Annotated in this window: 7 protein-coding genes; 5 read left to right on the top strand and 2 right to left on the bottom strand. The window is 76.8% G+C overall.

Features of this window, described 5'->3' with window-relative positions; genetic code table 11:
• Nucleotides 1-7 precede the first annotated feature (7 nt).
• The 4 genes from FHX73_RS13760 to FHX73_RS13745 are packed head-to-tail and all read left to right on the top strand — an operon-like array spanning nt 8 to nt 12,814.
• Entirely contained in the window at nt 8-10,300 is a 10,293-nt protein-coding gene (locus FHX73_RS13760) for a non-ribosomal peptide synthetase (RefSeq protein WP_145905287.1), read from the top strand.
• The gene (locus FHX73_RS13755; RefSeq protein ID WP_145905286.1) at nt 10,297-11,256 is read left to right on the top strand and encodes an ABC transporter ATP-binding protein; all 960 of its coding nucleotides are present in this window, start codon (nt 10,297-10,299) and stop codon (nt 11,254-11,256) included. The genes FHX73_RS13760 and FHX73_RS13755 overlap by 4 nt, the downstream gene beginning before the upstream one ends.
• Nucleotides 11,253-12,023: an ABC transporter permease gene (locus FHX73_RS13750; protein ID WP_145905285.1), complete on the top strand. Its 771-nt coding sequence runs from the start codon at nt 11,253-11,255 to the stop codon at nt 12,021-12,023. The genes FHX73_RS13755 and FHX73_RS13750 overlap by 4 nt, the downstream gene beginning before the upstream one ends.
• Nucleotides 12,020-12,814: an ABC transporter permease gene (locus FHX73_RS13745; RefSeq protein WP_145905284.1), complete on the top strand. Its 795-nt coding sequence runs from the start codon at nt 12,020-12,022 to the stop codon at nt 12,812-12,814. Before FHX73_RS13750 ends, FHX73_RS13745 begins: the two co-directional genes overlap by 4 nt.
• Before the next feature lie 104 nt (nt 12,815-12,918).
• Here the strand turns inward: FHX73_RS13745 and FHX73_RS13740 are convergent, their stop codons facing one another.
• Nucleotides 12,919-14,442, bottom strand: coding sequence for a glycoside hydrolase family 3 protein (locus FHX73_RS13740; RefSeq protein WP_145905283.1), 1,524 nt, complete (start codon nt 14,440-14,442; stop codon nt 12,919-12,921).
• Between the two features lie 166 nt (nt 14,443-14,608).
• Between FHX73_RS13740 and FHX73_RS13735 the strand changes: the two genes are divergently transcribed.
• Nucleotides 14,609-16,096, top strand: coding sequence for an MFS transporter (locus tag FHX73_RS13735; protein ID WP_145905282.1), 1,488 nt, complete (start codon nt 14,609-14,611; stop codon nt 16,094-16,096).
• A 3-nt stretch (nt 16,097-16,099) separates the two neighbouring features.
• Here the strand turns inward: FHX73_RS13735 and FHX73_RS13730 are convergent, their stop codons facing one another.
• Entirely contained in the window at nt 16,100-17,251 is a 1,152-nt protein-coding gene (locus FHX73_RS13730; protein ID WP_145905281.1) for a glycosyltransferase family 2 protein, read from the bottom strand.
• Nucleotides 17,252-17,263 lie beyond the last annotated feature (12 nt).

Raw genomic sequence — 17,263 nt, 5'->3', positions numbered from 1 at the left:
ACCAGGCGTGACCGGTACCGTGCTGTCCTCCGGGCAGGAGCGGCTGTGGTGGCTCCAGCAGCTCGACCCGCAGGACGTCAGCTACAACGTCCCGTTGGTGCTGGTCTTCCCCGGCGGGCTGGACCAGCCGGCGGTGGCCCGGGTGCTGGCCGAACTGTCGGCCCGCCACGAGGTGCTGCGCACCCGCTACGCCGTGGCCGACGGGCGGCCGTACGGCGTGGTGACCGAGGGGCACACCGTGCCGCTGGACCGGGTCGAGGCGGCGGACGACTGGCGCCCGCTCGCCAACGAGTTCGCCGCGCGCGCCTTCGACCTGGCCGCCGCGCCGCCGATCCGCGCCCGGGTGGTCGCGGCCGGCCGGGCCGCCGTGCTGGTGCTGGCCATGCACCACGTGATGGTCGACGGCGAGTCGGTCCGGGTCCTGCAGCGCGAGATCGCCGAGCTGTACCGCGCGGCGACCGGCGGGCGGGCCGCCGAGCTGCCCGAACCGCGGGCCGCCTACCGGGACTTCGCGGCCGCCCAGCGGGCGGTCCCGCAGGCCGAGCTGGACCGGCAGCTGGACTTCTGGCGGGCCGAACTGGCCGGCCACGAGCGGCTCGAACTGGTCACCGACCGGCCGCACCGCCCCGGCCCGCGCAGCGCCGGCTACGTCACCACCGAGCTCTCCGAGGCCCGCACCCGCGAGCTGAAGACCCGGGCGCTGCGCTACCGCAGCACGCTGTCCGGGGTGCTGACCGCCGCGCTCGGCGTGGTGCTCGGCGCCTACTCCGGGCAGACCGACCTGACGCTCGGCACCGTGCTGCGCGGCCACCGGGGCGCGGAGTTCGCGGACGTCGTCGGGTACTACTCGACCACGGTCGCGGTGCGCCTCGACCTCGCCGCCGCGACCACCGTGCGCGAGCTGTGCCGGCAGGCCCACCAGCGGCTGCGGGACGCCCAGGCGCACCAGGACGCACCGTTCGAGCAGGTGGTCACGGCGCTGCGCCCGCTGCGCGAGCCGCACCGCGACCCGCTCTTCGAGGTCGTCACCGTGCACCACGGCGAGTGGACCTCGGCCACCGGCCCCGACGCGCTGTGCGTGCGGGACGGGGTGGACGAGCGGGCCACCAGGTTCGCCCTGGAGCTCGACAGCATCGTGGACAACGGCGTGCTCCGCGCGACCTTCGGCTACGACGCGGAACTCTTCGACGCCGCCACCGTGCGGGCGATGGCCGACACCTTCGTCCGGGTGCTGGAGCACCTGCTCGACGAGCCCGGGGCGGCGCTCGCCGGGTTGCCGCTCGCCGCGCCCGAAGAGCCGGTCCGGATCCCCGCGACGGCCCAGGATGACGCCTCGTCAGCTGCCACTGTGCTGGTCGCCGACGCGTTGGCCGCGCACGCCGCCGCCCGCCCCGGCGACACCGCGCTGGTGGCCGAGGACGCGGTGCTCACCTTCGGCGGGCTCGACGCCCGGGTCAACCGGCTGGCCCGGGTGCTGACGGCGGCCGGCGTCGCGCCCGAGCGGGCCGTGGCCCTCGCCCTGCCGCGCACCGCCGACTCGGTGGTCGCGCTGTTCGCGGTGCTGCGGGCCGGCGGGGTGCTGGTGCCGGTCGACCTCGACGCCCCGGCCGAGCGCACCGGGCAGGTCCTGGCGGACACCGCTCCGGTGCTGCTGCTCACCACCGGCGCGGCCGCCGCCCGGCTGCCCGAGCACGGCGCCGCCGTGCTGGCGCTCGACGCGCCCGAGGTGGCGGCGGCGCTCGCCGCGGCCTCCCCGGAACCGGTCACCGACGCCGACCGGGCCGGCCCGCTGCTGCCCGACCACGCCGCCTACGTGATCCACACCTCCGGCTCCACCGGCCGCCCCAAGGGCGTGCTGGTGAGCCACCGCAGTCTGGCCAACCTCCGGGCGCAGCACGCCGACCGGCTCTTCGGCCCGCACGCGCGCCGGCTCGGCCGACCACTGCGGGTCGCGCTGACCGCCGCCACCACCTTCGACACCGCCTGGGAGGGCCCGCTCGCGCTGACCGCCGGCCACCAGCTGCACCTGATCGACGATCAGGTGCGGCGCGACCCCGAGGCGCTGGTCGCCCGGGTGCGGACGGCCGGCATCGACTTCATGGACCTCACGCCGACCTTCGCGACGGCGCTGCTGGCGGCCGGCCTGCTCGACGGCGACCGGGCGCCCGGCCTGCTGATGATCGGCGGCGAGGCGCTGGACCAGGCGCTGTGGACCGAACTGCGCGCGCACCCGGGCACGGTGGCCACCAACTACTACGGGCCGACCGAGTGCACGGTGGACGCGCTGGCGGCCCGGCTCGCGGACAGTGCGCGGCCGCTGCTCGGCGGGCCGCTGGACGGCGTGCACGGCTACGTGCTGGACCGGCTGCTGCGGCCCGTGCCGCCCGGCGCGGTCGGCGAACTCTACCTGTCCGGCGTTCAGTTGGCCCGAGGTTACGTCGGCCGGCCGGAGCTGACCGCGGAGCGCTTCGTCGCTGACCCGTTCGCCGACCCGGGCGCCGACCCGTTCGCCGCCCCGGGCGCCCGCATGTACCGCACCGGCGACCTGGTCCGCCGGGGTCACGACGGCTCGCTCGGCTACCTGGGCCGCACCGACGACCAGGTGAAGATCCGCGGCCACCGGATCGAGCCGGGCGAGGTCGCCGAGGCGCTGCGGCGCCACCCGGCGGTCGCACAGGCCGCCGTGCTGGCCCGGGCGGACGAGCACGGGGTCCGCCGCCTGGTCGCCTACGTCGTGCCGCACGGCGAGCCCGTGCCGGCGGCGGAGCTGCGCGCGCACGCCGGGCGGCAGCTGCCACGCGCCATGGTGCCGGACGCCTTCGTGCCGCTCGCCGCGCTGCCGCTGACGGTCAACGGGAAGATCGACCACCGCGCCCTGCCCGCACCGGAGTTCGGCACCGCCGCGGGTGGCGGCCGGGCCGCCCGGTCGCCGCGCGAGGAGGTGCTGCGCACCCTGTTCGCCGAGGTGCTCGGCCGGCCGGGCGCGGGCCCGGGGCGGGCCGTCGGCGTGGACGACGACTTCTTCGCCCTCGGCGGCCACTCGCTGCTCGCCACCCGGCTGTTGAGCCGGATCCGGGCGGCGCTGCGAGTCGACCTGACGCTGCGTGACCTGTTCGACCACCCGACGGTCCGTGGCCTCGCCGCGGCGGCCGAGGCCGCCGAAGCCGGCGGGTCGGCCACCCGCGCGCACCCGCCGCTGCTGCCGGGGCCGCTGCCGGCCGTGCTGCCGCTCTCACCCGCCCAGCGCCGGCTCTGGTTCGTCGAGCAGGCCGACGGCCCGTCCGACCGCTACCACGTCCCGGCGGTGCACCGGCTGACCGGCGCCCTCGACGCGACCGCGCTGCGGGCCGCCCTCGGCGACCTGGTCGAGCGGCACGAACCGCTGCGCACCGTCTTCCCGGCCGTCGACGGCGAGCCCCGCCAACGGATCCTGCCCGCCTCGCCGGTCGACCTGCCGACCGTCGACACGGACGGGACGCGGCTGCCCGGCGAACTCGCGGCCCTGGTCCGGCGCCCGTTCGCGCTCGACCGCGAACCGCCGCTGCGCTGCGCGCTGTTCCGGCTCGCGCCCGAGCAGCACGTGCTGGCCGTCGTGCTGCACCACCTCGCCACCGACGGCTGGTCGACCGGGCCGCTGTGGACCGACCTGGCGGCGGCCTACGCGGCACGGCGCGCCGGTGCGGCGCCCGACCGGCGCCCGCTGCCGGTGCGGTACGCCGACTACACCCGGTGGCAGGCCGACCTGCTCGGCCGGGAGGACGATCCGGACAGCCTGGCGCACCGTCAGCTCGGGCGCTGGCACGAGCGGTTGGCCGGCCTCCCGGAGGAGAGCGCGCCGCCGGCCGACCGGCCCCGCCCGGCCACCCCGACCCTCGGCGCCGACGCGGTGCACTTCGAGACCGACGCCGAACTGCACTGCGGGGTCGCCGCGTTGGCCGCACTGACCGCCACCAGCGGCACCATGGTGCTGCAGGCCGCCCTCGCCCTGCTGCTCTCCCGGCTCGGCTGCGGCACCGACCTGGCGATCGGCGGCGTCACCGCCGGGCGGCGCGACGCCGCGCTGGACGAGCTGGTCGGCTTCTTCGTCAACACCCAGGTGCTCCGGTACGACCTCTCCGGGGACCCGACGCCGGTCGAACTGCTGGCCCGGATCCGGGAGACCGACCTCGCCGCCCACGACGACCAGGACGTGCCGTTCGAGCGGATCGTCGAGGCCGTCAACCCGCCCCGCTCGCTCGCCCGGCACCCGCTGTTCCAGGTCATGCTGCTGCTGGCCGACGAGGAGGCGCCCGAACTGCCCGGCCTCGCCGTCGAGCCGTACCCGCTCGGCGGGGCCGCCGCCAAGTTCGACCTCACCTTCACCTTCCGCGAGCGCCGGGCGCCCGACGGCTCCCCGCTCGGCCTGAGCTGCCTGCTGGAGTACAGCACCGACCTGTACGACCGCGACACCGCCGCCGAGCTGGGCGAACGGTACGTCAGACTGCTGTCCGCGCTGGTCGGCCGGCCGCACCAGCCGGTCGGCACGGCCGAGCTCCTCTCCGCCGCGGAACGCCGCGAGCTGCTCGCGGAGCCGGTGCCGGCCCCGCCGGCCGCCGCGCCCACGGCCACCACCGTCCCCGAGCTGTTCCGCCACTGGGCGCGGCACACCCCGGCGGCGGAGGCGGTGCGGGAGCCCGGACGCAGCATCAGCTACCGCCAACTCGACGCCTGGTCGGACCGGTTGGCCGAGGAGCTGGTCCGCCGGGGCGTGCGGCCCGAGGACCGGGTCGCGCTGCTCTGCGACCGCTCGGCCGCGCTGGTCGCCGGCCTGCTGGCGGTGCTCAAGGCCGGCGCCGCCTACCTGCCGCTGCACCTCAGCGACCCGACCGCCCGGCACCGGCGGGTGCTCGACGAGGCCGGGGCGGTGCTGGTGCTGACCGACCCCGCCTGGGCCGGGCGCGCCGAGGCGCTCGGCCGGCCCTGCCTGGCGCTGCCGCCGGCGCCGGACCCGGCGGAACCCGCCCGCCCCGGCGGGCAGCACGCCCCGGGCCACCCCGCCGCGCTGGCGTACACCATCTTCACCTCCGGCTCCACCGGGGCGCCCAAGGGCGTGGCCGTCAGCCACGGCGACATCCTGGCCTTCGTCCGCGACCACCGCTGGGCCGGCGGCGCCCACCGGCGCGTCCTGGTGCACTCCCCCACCGCGTTCGACCTGTCCACCTACGAGGTCTGGGTGCCGCTGCTGCGCGGCGGCACGGCCGTCGTCGCCCCGCCCGGCGACCTGGACGTGCGCCGGCTCGGGCAGCTGCTCGACGAGGGCGGCGTGACCGCGCTCTGGCTGACCTCCGGGCTGTTCCAGCTGGTCGCCGAGCTCGACCCGGGCTGCCTGGCCGGTGTCACCGAGGTCTGGGCAGGCGGCGACGTGGTCCCCGCGGCGGCCGTGCGCCGGGTGCTGGACGCCTGCCCCGGCCTGGTCGTCGCCAACGGGTACGGGCCGACCGAGGCCACCACCTTCGCCACCAGCGCCCGCGCCGACGCGGCGGACCCGCCGGGCAGCAGCTTCCCGATCGGCCGCCCGCTCGACGGCATGCGGGCCCACGTGCTGGACGACCGGCTCCGGCCGGTGCCGCGCGGCGTGGTCGGTGAGCTCTACCTGTCCGGCGCCGGGGTGGCCCGCGGCTACCTGGGCCGCCCCGACCTGACCGCGGAGCGGTTCGTCGCCTGCCCGTTCGTCCCGGCGGGAGGCTTGGGGGTCCCCCCGGCCGGAGGCTGGGGGATGTACCGCACGGGTGACTTGGTGCGCCGGCGCCGCGACGGGCAGCTCGACTTCGTCGGCCGGGCCGACGGGCAGGTCAAGCTGCGCGGCTTCCGGATCGAACTCGACGAGGTGTCGGACGCGCTCGCCGCGCTCGACGGGGTGGCCCAGGTGGTCACCGTGGTCCGCGAGGCCGGTGCCGCCGGCCCGCTGCTGGTCGGCTACCTCGTGCCGGCCGCCGGCCGCACCCTCGACCCCGGCGCGCTGCGCGGGCGGCTGTCCGCCGTGCTGCCCGCCTACATGGTGCCCGCGGTGCTGATGCCGCTGGACCGGCTGCCGCTGACCGCCAACGGCAAGGTCGACCGCAAGGCACTGCCCGCACCCGAACTCCCCGCGGCCGCCGGCCCGGCCCTCACCGACCCCGCCCAGCTGCTGCTGCGCGCGCTGTTCGCCGAGGTCACCGGCGCCGCGGCGGAGCGGATCGGCCCCGACACCGACTTCTTCCAGCTCGGCGGCCACTCGCTGGCGGCGATCCGGCTGGCCGCGCGGATCGGCTCGGCGTTCGGCGCGGAGCTCTCGGTCCGGGACGTCTTCGAGGCCAGGACGGTGGCCGAGCTCGCCGGCCGGGTGGCGGGGGCCGCCCGGGCCCGGCCCGCCCTCACCGCCCGCGAGCGCCCCGCCGTGCTGCCGCTCTCCCCCGCGCAGCGCCGGCTCTGGCTGCTGCACCGGTTCGCCGGCCTGGACACGGCCTACAACGTGCCGCTCGCCCGCCGGCTGCGCGGCCGCCCCGACCGGGCCGCGCTGGACGCCGCGCTGGACGAGGTGGTGCGCCGCCACGAGGTGCTGCGCACCGTCTACCCGGCGCCCGCCGGCGAACCCGTCCAGCTGGTCCTGGAGCCGCCGCCGGCCGGCTCGCTGCTGCGCTGCGTCGAGGCCGACCTCTCGGAGCAGGACGCCCTGCTCACCGCCGAGGCCTCCCGGCCCTTCGACCTGTCCACCGAACTGCCGCTGCGGGCCGTACTGGTGACGCTGGGTCAGGACGAGCACCTGCTGCTCGTCGTCGTCCACCACATCGCGATCGACGGCTTCGCGATCGGCACCTTCTGGCGCGACCTGACCGAGGCCTACCAGCGGCACCTGCTCGGCACACCGCCGCCGCGCCCGCCGCTGCCGGTGCAGTACCCGGACTACGCGCTCTGGCAGGCCGAGTTGGCCGCCACCGAGCACCAGCCGGACGGGCTGCTGGCCCGGCAGGCCCGCTACTGGCGGCACACCCTCGCCGAACTGCCCCAGCTGCGGCTCCCGTTGCGCCGCGACGCCGCCGACCCGGCCGAGCCCGCCGACACCAGCGGCGACAGCTTCGCGCTGCCCGTGCCCGAGAAGGTCGCCGACCGGCTGCGGCGGCTGGCCGAGGACACCGGCAGCAGCCTGTTCACCGTCCTGCAGGCCGGGGTCGCGCTGCTGATGGCGCGGATCGGGGCCGGCACGGACGTGCCGCTGGGCACCGTGGTGTCCGGGCGGACCGACGAGGCGCTGGAAGAGCTGCTCGGCTTCTTCGTCAACACCCTGGTGCTGCGGATCGACGCCGGCGGCGACCCGGGCTTCGGCGAACTCCTGGCCCGCACCCGGGCCGTGGTGCTGGGCGCGCTCGCCCACCAGGACCTGCCCTTCGAGCGGGTCGTCGAACTGCTGCGGCCGGCCCGGGCCGCCGGGCGCAACCCGCTGTTCAGCGTGATGTCCGCCTACCAGACCGGGGAGCCGGACACCCCCGTGCCGTTCGGCGACCTGACCGCCGTGCCCGTCGAAGTCGGCTACGACGCCACCAAGTTCGACCTCCTGGTGGAGTTCACCGACACCCCGTCGGCCGACGGGGCGAGCACGCTCGCCCTGCGCCTCGGCTACCGCCGGGCGCTGTTCGAGCGCGCCACCGTCGAGGGGCTCGCCCGGCTGCTGATCGGCCTGCTCGACCAGGCCTCGGCCGACCCGGGCCGCCGGATCGGCGACCTGGAGGCACTCGCCCCGGAGCAGCGGGAGCAGGCCCTCGCCGGTGGCGGGCCCCCGGCCGAACCCGCCACCCTGGCCCAGCTGTTCGCCGCCCGCGCCGCGCGCACCCCGCACGCCCCGGCGGTGGTCTGCGGTGACGCGGTGCTGTCCTTCGCCGAGGTCGAGCGCCGGGCCGCCGGGCTAGCCGCCCGGCTGCTGGCCCGCGGCACCCGCCCGCAGGACGTGGTCGCGGTGGCGCTGCCGCGCTCCGTCGAGCTGGTGGTGGCGGTGCTCGCGATCTCCCGGATCGGGGCGGTCCACCTGCCCGTCGACCCCGGGTACCCGGCCGAGCGGATCGCGTACCTGCTGGCCGACGCGGCCCCGGTGCTGCTGCTCGCCGCCGACGGCACGCCGCTGCCCGAGCACGGGATCGCGCGGCTGCCGCTGCCGGCGGAGCCGGTGCGCGGGCACCCGGCGCCGGCGGTGCGCGCGATGCCGCCGGACTCCACCGCCTACCTGATCTACACCTCCGGCTCCACCGGTCGGCCCAAGGGCGTCCGGGTGCCCCAGCGCGGCCTGAGCAGCCTGGCCGCCGCCATGGCGGACCGGTTCGGGATCACCGCCGGCTCCCGGGTGCTGCAACTCGCCTCCCCCGGCTTCGACGCCTCGATCATGGAGCTGCTGATGGCCTGGAGCCGCGGCGCGGCCCTGGTCGTCCCCGAGCCGGCGGCCGGTCCCGAGCGCTGGCGGGCCGCCGTGCTGGCCGGGCCGGAGCTGGCCGGGCTGATCACCCGGGCCCGGGTGACCCACGCGGTGATCCCGCCCGCCGTGCTGGCCACCGTGCCGGTGCTGCCCGCCGGGGTGCTGGACTGCCTGGTGGTCGGGGCCGAGGCCTGCCCGCCCGAACTGGTCACCGCCTGGGCGCCGGGGCGGCGGATGATCAACGCCTACGGCCCGACCGAGAGCACCGTCGCCGCGACCATCAGCGACCCGCTCGCCCCCGGCGGCGGCCCGCCGCCGATCGGCCGCCCGGTGGCCGGCACCCGGGTGCTGCTGCTGGACGACCGGCTGCGGCCGGTGCCGCCCGGCGTCCCCGGCGACGTGTACCTGGCCGGCGCCGGCCTGGCGCTGGGCTACGCCGGGCGGCCCGGCCTGACCGCCGGGCGGTTCGTCGCCGACCCGTACGGCACGCCGGGCACCCGGCTCTACCACACCGGAGACCGGGCCCACCGGGACCCGGACGGCCAACTGGTGTTCGCCGGCCGGTCCGACGACCAGGTCAAGATCCGCGGGGTCCGGATCGAACCCGGCGAGGTGGCGGCGGCGCTGCGGGCGCTGCCGGGCGTCGCCGACGCGGCCGTCATCGTGCGCACCGGACCGGACGGCCCCCGGCTGCTCGGCTACCTGACGCCCCGTCACGATGCCGCCCTCGAACCGGGCGAGCTGCGCCGCCGCCTCGCCGCCGTGCTGCCGGCCGCGATGCTGCCCGCCACCCTCACCGTGCTGGACCGGATCCCGCTGACCGCGCACGGCAAGGTCGACCGCGCGGCGCTGGCGGAGCTGCTGCCCGACCCGGCCGCCGACGGCACGGCCGCGCAGCCCCGCACCCCGCGCGAGGAGATCGTCCGCGACGTCTTCGCCGAGGTGCTGGGCCGCTCCGCGGTCGGCGTCGAGGACGGCTTCTTCGAGCTCGGCGGCCACTCGCTGCTCGCCGTGCGCCTGGTGGACCGGCTGCGCGAGGTGCTCGGCGTCGACCTCGGCCTGGAGCAGGTGTTCCGCACACCCGACGTCGCGGGCCTGGCCGCCGCGCTGGACGGCGGCGCCCAGCGCGGCCCGTACACCGGCCTGCTGCCGATCCGGGTCGGCGGGGACCGGCCGGCGCTGTTCTGCGTCCACCCGGTCAACGGGCTGGCCTGGTGCTACGCCGGGCTGGCCGGGCTGCTGCCGCCGGGCACACCGGTCTTCGGGCTGCAGGCGGTCGACGGGCCCGCCGACGCGCCGCTGCCGGGCAGCGTGCGGGAGATGGCCGAGGCCTACGTCGAGCGGATCCGCGCCGTGCAGCCGCACGGGCCGTACCAGCTGCTCGGCTGGTCGTTCGGCGGCAACGTCGCGCACGCCATGGCGACCCTGCTGCAGCGCGCCGGCGAGCGGGTGTCCCTGCTGGCGCTGCTGGACAGCCGGCTGCACGGCGGCGGCCCGGCCGAGCCCGCCGAGGACGACCTGCTCACCGCCCGGCTGCACTTCGAGCACGGCGCGCTGCGCCACGTCGAGCCGGCCCAGCTGGCCCGGCTCGACGAGGTGACCCGCAACAACCTGCGGCTGGCCGCCGGCTACCGGCCCGAGCGGTTCCGCGGCGACGTGCTGCACGTGCTCGCCGAGCACCCCGAGCACGGGGCCGCGCCCGGCGCCGAGGCCTGGCACGCGGCGGTGGACGGCCGGATCCACCCGCACCGGATCCCGGCCGGGCACTACGACCTGATGCGGCCCGAGCCGCTGCGCGCGATCGCGGCGCTGCTCGGCGACCGGATCGAACCGCCGGTGGCCGACCCACCGGTGACCGAGGAGCAGGGAAGGCGGACATGACCGGTACGCGTGCGATGGTCGAGGTGGAGGACCTGCGCCGGACCTTCCCCCGGCCCGGGGAGGAACCGCGGGTGGCCCTGGCCGGCCTCGACCTGGCCGTCCCCGAGGGCGAGGTGCACGGGCTGCTCGGGCCGAACGGGGCGGGCAAGACCACCCTGTGCCGGATCCTGTCCACGGTGCTGCTGCCGACCGCGGGCACGGCCCGGGTGGCGGGGCTGGACGTGGTGGCCGACACGGCGGCGGTGCGGCGCACCGTCGGCATCGTGTTCGGCGGCGAGCGCGGCCTCTACAACCGGCTGACGGCCCGTCAGAACCTGCTCTACTGGTCCTCGTTGTTCCACCTGCCGAGCAGCGTGGCGAAGCCCCGGGTGGCCCGGCTGCTGGAGCGCACCGGGCTGGCCGACCGCGCCGACGAGCGGGTCGAGACCTACTCGCGCGGCATGAAGCAGCGGCTGCACCTGGCCCGCGGGCTGATCAACGACCCCAAGGTGGTAATCCTGGACGAGCCCACGGTCGGCATGGACCCGGTGGCCGCCCACGACTTCCGGGCGCTGGTCGGCGAGTTGCGCGCCGACGGCCGCACCCTGCTGCTGACCACCCACGACATGGCGGAGGCCGAGGCGGTCTGCGACCGGGTCTCGCTGGTCGACGGCGGCCGGCTGATCGGCACCGAGCAGCCCTCGACCATCGGCCGCTGGATGGCCGCCCACGAGCGGATCACCGCCGCCGAGGTGCCGGCCCCGGTCGCGGCGGCGGTGCGCGCACTGCCCGGGGTCGGCGCGGTCACCCACCACCCGGACGGCGCGCTGGTGGTGGAGACGGTGGCCGAGGGCGCGACCGCGGCGGTGCTGCGCCACCTGCTGGACCACGGCGTCACCGCGCTGTCCACCGGCCGCCCGAGCCTGGAGGACGTCTACCTCTCGGTGATCGGGAACCGGGGGTTGACGGTCCGGTGATCCGCGTCCTGCTGGCCGGTGCCCGGCTCCAGTTCCTGCACATGCGGACCTCGCTGGACGACCTGATGGTCCTGCTGACCCTGCCGCTGTTCACCGTCGCCTTCCTGGCGATCTTCGTCGAGGGCGGCCGCCGCGACCTCGCCGCCTACGCGGTGGTCGGCACCTCGGTGATGGCGGTGTGGAGCTCGGCGCTGTTCGTGTCGGGCGAGATCATCGACGTGGAGCGGCAGCGGGCCACCCTGGAGGCGACCGCCACCACCCCGGCCCCGCTGGCCCTGCTGGTGGCCGGCCGGGTCGCGGTGGTCGCCTCGATCAGCCTGGTCGGCGTGCCCGAGAGCATGCTGGTCGCCCGGGTGGCCTTCGGCATCCCGATCGGCGTGCCGCACCCGCTGCTCTTCCTCGCCGCGCTGGCCGCCACCGCCTTCGCCGTGATCGGCACCTCGACGGTGATCACCGCGCTGTTCGTGCTCGGCAGGTCGGTGCTGACCTTCCAGAACTCGATGACCTACCCCTTCTACATCCTCAGCGGCGCCGTGGTGCCGGTCTCGCTGCTGCCCGCCTGGATCCGCCCGCTGAGCCGGGTCTACTTCCTCTCCTGGTCCAGCGACCTGCTGCGCTCCGCGATGCTGCCGGCGCCGGCCCGGGGGGCCGCGGGCGGCCTCGCGGCGGTGCTGCTGCTGGGCCTGGCCGCGTTCGGCGGCGGGCTGTGGCTGGTCGGCCGGGTGACCCACCGACTGCGAGTGCTGGGGACGATGAGCTACTCATGATCCGACGGAACCTGCGCATCCTGCGCTACGCGGCGCTCGTCGCCATGGCCGACCTGCGGTCCATGCACACCTGGCGGACCTGGGCCTTCGCCTGGCTGCTCCGACTGCTCTGCCAGGTCTCGATGTTCGCCCTGATCGGGCGGGTGGTCGGGACCGGGCACACCGCCTTCCTGCTGGTCGGCAACTCGGTCTTCGTCGCCGTCACCAGCGTCATGCTGGCCTGCGCCACCACCGCCGCCGAGCGGATGGCCGGCACGGTGCCGCTGCTGGTCGCCGCCCCCGGGCAGGTCTTCACGGTCTTCCTGGGCCGCAGCGTCCAGTGGCTGCTCGACGGCATGGTGTGCAGCACCATCTCGCTCTTCGCGCTCGCGCCCGCGTTCGGCGTGCGGCTGCCGATGCCGGCCGCGCTGCTGGCCGTGCCGGCGATCGCGGCCACCGCCGTCACCGTGTACTGCTTCGCGCTGGCGCTCGGCGGGCTGGCGCTGCGGGTGGTGCACCTGCGCAGCCTGGTGGGCAACCTCGGGGCGCTGAGCCTGATGGTGCTGACCGGGGCCCAGGTGCCGGTGGGCTTCTGGCCGGCCCCGCTGCGCGGCCTCGCCGAGGTGCTGCCGGTCACCCACGGGCTGCGGGCGGTGCGCGGCCTGCTGGCGGGCGGACCGGTGGCCGCGGCGGCCGGCGAGGTGCTGGTCGAGGCGGCGGTGGGCGGCCTGTGGCTGGTGGTCGGCTTCGCGGTGTTCCGCTGGTTCGCCGAGGGCGGCCGGCGGGACGGCTCGATCGGCTTCGACGGCTGACCGGGGCGCCGCCCGCGGGCCGGTCCCGGCGGCACGTGGAGAACCCCCTGGCCCGGGATCGGCTCCCGGACCAGGGGGTTCGTCGTTGCCTGCGGGGCCGGGGCTCAGCCCGCGCGGCCGATCAGCGCCTCCGCGGCGGCGACGCCGGAGGCGGTGGTGGCGCCGTGGGTGGCGATGTGCACCGCGCCGGGGGTCTGCTCGCCGGGCAGGCCCATCTCGACCACGACCGCGTCGGGGCGGGCCGCCAGCAGGGTGGCCAGCGCGGCGCTCATCCACTCGTAGCGGGAGGCGTCCCGGACCACCACGACCAGCGGGCGGTCGGCGGCCGGCTTCAGCGCCAGCTCGTCCAGCAGGGCGTCGCCGTCGGCGAGCTGCTCGGGGTGCACCCGGACGAAGGTGGTGCCGGGCACCCGCTCGCGCAGCGGCGCGGCGACGCCCCAGGGGGTCTCGTTGCCGATCGCCAGGTTGGTGGCCGGGACCAGCTCCACCACGTGCGGGGCGGCGGCCAGCGGCAGCGACTCGGCGACCGAGCCGTGCATCCGGATCGCCCGGCGGGCCGCCGCGAAGCCGATGTCGCCGCGGATCTCGTGGCGCGGCACCGAGCGGCCGAGCGTGCTGGACCAGGTGGCGAAGGCGCGCACCCGCTCGCTCGCCTGGCGCAGCCGCTCCTCGGTCAGCTCGCCGGCGGCGAGGGCGTCCAGCAGCGCGCCGGAGAGCAGCTCGACGGTGCCCTGGTCGGCCCGCTCGCCGCCGACGCAGACCGCGTCGACGCCCGCGGCGATCGCGCGGACGGTGGCGCCGTCGATGCCGTAGCGGTCGGTGACGGCGCCCATCTCGATGCCGTCGGTGACCACCAGGCCGTCGAAGCCGAGCTCGCCGCGCAGCAGGTCCTCGATGATCGGGCGGCTCATGGTGGCGGGGTGCTGCTCGTCGTAGACGGGGACCAGCAGGTGCCCGGTCATCACCACCCGCACGCCCTCGGCGAGCGCCGAGCGGAACGGCGGGAGGCTGGTGGCGGCGATCTCCTCGCGGCCGGCCTCGTAGACCGGCAGGCCGTGGTGCGAGTCGACGGCGGTGTCGCCGTGGCCGGGGAAGTGCTTGGCGCAGGCGGCGACGCCCGCGGACTGCAGGCCGCGGATCCAGGCGGCGGTGTGCCGGGCCACCAGGTCGGTGGTGGTGCCGAAGGAGCGCAGGCCGATGACGGGGTTGCGCGGGTTGGAGTTGACGTCGGCGCTGGGCGCGTAGTCGAGGCTCACGCCGGCGGCGTGCAGTTCGCGGCCGATGTCCCGGGCGACCGCCTCGGTGAGGTCCACGTCGTCGACGGTGCCCAGGGCGAAGTTGCCCGGGCGGGTGGAGCCGGTCCAGGCCTCCAGCCGGGTGACGTCACCGGCCTCCTCGTCGATGGCGATGATCAACTCCGGGTTCTCCGCGCGCAGTTGGGCCGAGAGCCGGGCGACCTGCTCGGGTGCGGCGATGTTGCGGGAGAACAGGACGACCGAGGACAGACCGTCGCCGATGGCCCGCAGGAGCCAGTCCGGCGCCTCCGTGCCGACGAAGCCCGGCTGGAGGACGGAGAGCGCGAGACGCCGGAGCTCGGGGTCGGTCTGGGCGTGCCTGCTGGAGTTCATCGACAGGGCCTTCCGAAATAGTGCCGTCTGCGTCGATAGCACCGTGCACATTGGTACGGACCAATGGATATTGGCGTAGACCACTGGATAGTGTCAAGAGAGCCGACAACCCCGAAAACCGCCTCCGGCTAGGACAGTTCGGGTGGGTTGACGGCCACCGGAGGCCGTGCCAGTCTGCGCAACCGGCCCGAATCGACGTGAGAGTGGGTGCACCATCGCCAGCGCAGGATCGGCCGCGCCGACGCAGGACGAGGCGCTCGACACCGCACCACGGGGGACCGGCACGCTGTTCGACCCCCGGTGGCGCTCGGTCACCCTGGCCGTCGCCCTCAGCTTCGCCGTCGTCGCCTTCGCCGAACTCGCGCTCAGCACCGCCATGCCGGTGGCGGTCCAGGCGCTGCACGGACTGCGCGGCTACGCCGCCGTGTTCGGCGGCTTCATGGCCGCGAGCCTGGTCGGCACCATCACGGCGGGCCGGCTGTGCGACGCCGGCCGCACCCGGCCCACCGCGCTCGGCGCCCTGGGCTGCTTCGCGCTCGGCGCACTGACCTGCGGCGGCGCCGACGGGATGGCCCAACTGGTGCTCGGCCGGGCGTTGCAGGGCCTCGGCGGCGGCGGGCTGACGGTGGCGCTCTACGTGGTGGTGGCCCGCCGCTACCCCGACGCGGTGCGCCCCCGGGTGTTCTCCATGATCACCTCCTGCTGGGTGCTGCCCTCGCTGGTCGGCCCGCTGGCCGCCGGCGCGGTGACCGACCGGCTCTCCTGGCGCTGGGTCTTCCTCGGCATCGCGGCCGCCGCCGCGCTCGGCGCCCTGCCGCTGTACCGGGCCACCGCCGGGACCGGCCCGGCGACCGCCCCCGAAGCGGCGGAAGGCGCCGACGAGTCAGAGACCGGGGCCCGCCGCGGCGGCCTGCCGCTCGCGCTCACCGCCGCCGCGGGCGCCGGGCTGGTCCAGTACGCGGAGGCCGGGCGCGGCTCGGCGCTCGGCTGGGCCGCGGCCGGCACCGGCCTGCTGCTGCTGGCGCTGAGCGTGCCCCGCCTGCTGCCGCGCGGCACGCTGCGCGCCGCCGCGGGCGTGCCCGCGCTGGTGCTGCTGCGCGGGGTCGCGGCGGCCGCCTTCTTCACCGTCGAGTCCTTCGTGCCGCTCATGCTGGTGGACCGGCACCACCTCTCGCCGACCCTCGCCGGGTTCTCGCTGACCGGCGCGGCGCTGAGCTGGACGGCCGCCTCCTGGTACCAGGGCCGCCGCACCGACGGCGACCGGACGGCACTGATCCGCTCGGGGGCCGTGGTGCACGCGCTCGGCACCGCGCTGGCGCTGGCCGCCGCCTTCGGCCCCGTCCCGGCCTGGGCGGCGCCGCTCGCCCTGGTGGTGTCCGGGTTCGGCATGGGCCTGCTGCTGCCCAGCGTCGGGGTGCTGATCATGGAGCTCTCCCCGGCCACCGAGCAGGGCGCCAACTCGGCCTCCCTGGAGCTCTCGGACAACCTGTGCAGCGTGCTGCTGGTCGGCCTGGCCGGGGTGCTGCTGCACGCCCCGGCGGGCGGCGGCGCGGGCTCCGGCGGCTCGGCCTTCGTGCTGGTCTTCGTGCCGCCGCTGGCCACCGCGCTCGCCGCGGTGGCGCTGTCCGCCCGCCCGCTGCGCGCCGCCGTCTGACGGTCAGCCGGCGAACCTGGCCAGGTCGCCGTAGCCGTGCTCGGGCGTCCAACTCAGCGGTTCCAGATGGGCGTTGAACGGCACTCCGGTGTCCCGGGTCATGGCCGGGCGGGGGTGGTCGAGGTGCAGCAGCTCGTCGTCGAACCGGGCCACGCCGGCCGCCCGGTCCAGCCGGGCGACCACGTCGTCGTCCTCGCCGCCCCAGCCCTCGTAGCGCTCGTCGAAGCCGCCGACGGCGTGGAACACCGCCGAGCGCACCCAGACGCAGCCGCCCGGCGGCTCCCGCAGCAGCAGGCCGCGCAGCACCGAGCCGGGCACCTCGGCCGCGCCGGCCCGGGTGCGCCGGGCGATGGCCCGCCGGGTCGAGGCCTCGTCCAGCGAGAGCGACCAGCGGAACGGCAGGTGGGCGCCGTGCGCCCCCTCGCGCAGCCGCCGCAGGTTGCGCTCGACGAAGTCGCGCTCCACCAGGATGTCGGCGTCCAGCACGCAGACCACCGGCGCCGGGCGCGCGGTCGCGACCACCCCGACGTTGACCGTCCAGGACTTGTTGAACAGGCCGTCCTTGCGGGCGAAGAGGTACTCGTCGGCCATCGAGTCCAGCAGCTCGCGCGAGCGCGGGACGGCGTCGGCCTCGACCACCGTCACGTGCACCACCGCGTCGCCCCGCTGGTCGGCCAGCGCGCGCAGGCAGGCCAGCAGGTTGCGGGTGCGCAGGCCGTGCTCGCGGTCCCGGAACGGGATCACCACCTGCACGTCGGGCGCGGGGGCGGCCGCGGGCGGCTGCTCGACCGCCTCGCCGAGGTGGTAGTCGATCCAGATCCGCTCGTCCGCCCCGGCCACCGCCGCGCGCAGCCCCGCGGCCCGCTCCGGCTCGCGCGCCAGCAGCTCGCGCAGCCGGTGGCGCAGCGCGAACTGCCGGCCCGGCTCGGTCGGCGCGGCGACCAGCTCCCGGTAGGCGGCCTGCGCCGCCGGGTCGGCCCGGGCCACCAGCTCGGCCACCAGCCGGTCCGTCGCGTGGTACGACTCCTCGCTCAACTCCCAGTAGTCGGCCGCGATCTGCGGGACGGCGGGGTCGTGGGCGAGCACCACGTAGGCGGCCAGGCGCGCGGCGAGCGTGGCGTCGGCCGCGGCGGCCTCGGTCCGGGAATCGGTCACTGTTTCCAACCA

Source organism: Kitasatospora viridis (assembly GCF_007829815.1).
In the GTDB taxonomy this organism is placed as follows: Bacteria; Actinomycetota; Actinomycetes; order Streptomycetales; family Streptomycetaceae; genus Kitasatospora; species Kitasatospora viridis.
Note: the sequence above shows the minus strand (reverse complement) of the source record. Positions and strands in the feature narration are given on the sequence as shown.

Bases quoted from the DNA above. Each gene is read 5' to 3' on its own strand.
- FHX73_RS13755 (WP_145905286.1), top strand. From the start codon at position 10,297: ATGACCGGTACGCGTGCGATGGTCGAGGTGGAGGACCTGCGCCGGACC.
- FHX73_RS13745 (WP_145905284.1), top strand. From the start codon at position 12,020: ATGATCCGACGGAACCTGCGCATCCTGCGCTACGCGGCGCTCGTCGCC.
- FHX73_RS13740 (WP_145905283.1), bottom strand. From the start codon at position 14,442: ATGAACTCCAGCAGGCACGCCCAGACCGACCCCGAGCTCCGGCGTCTC.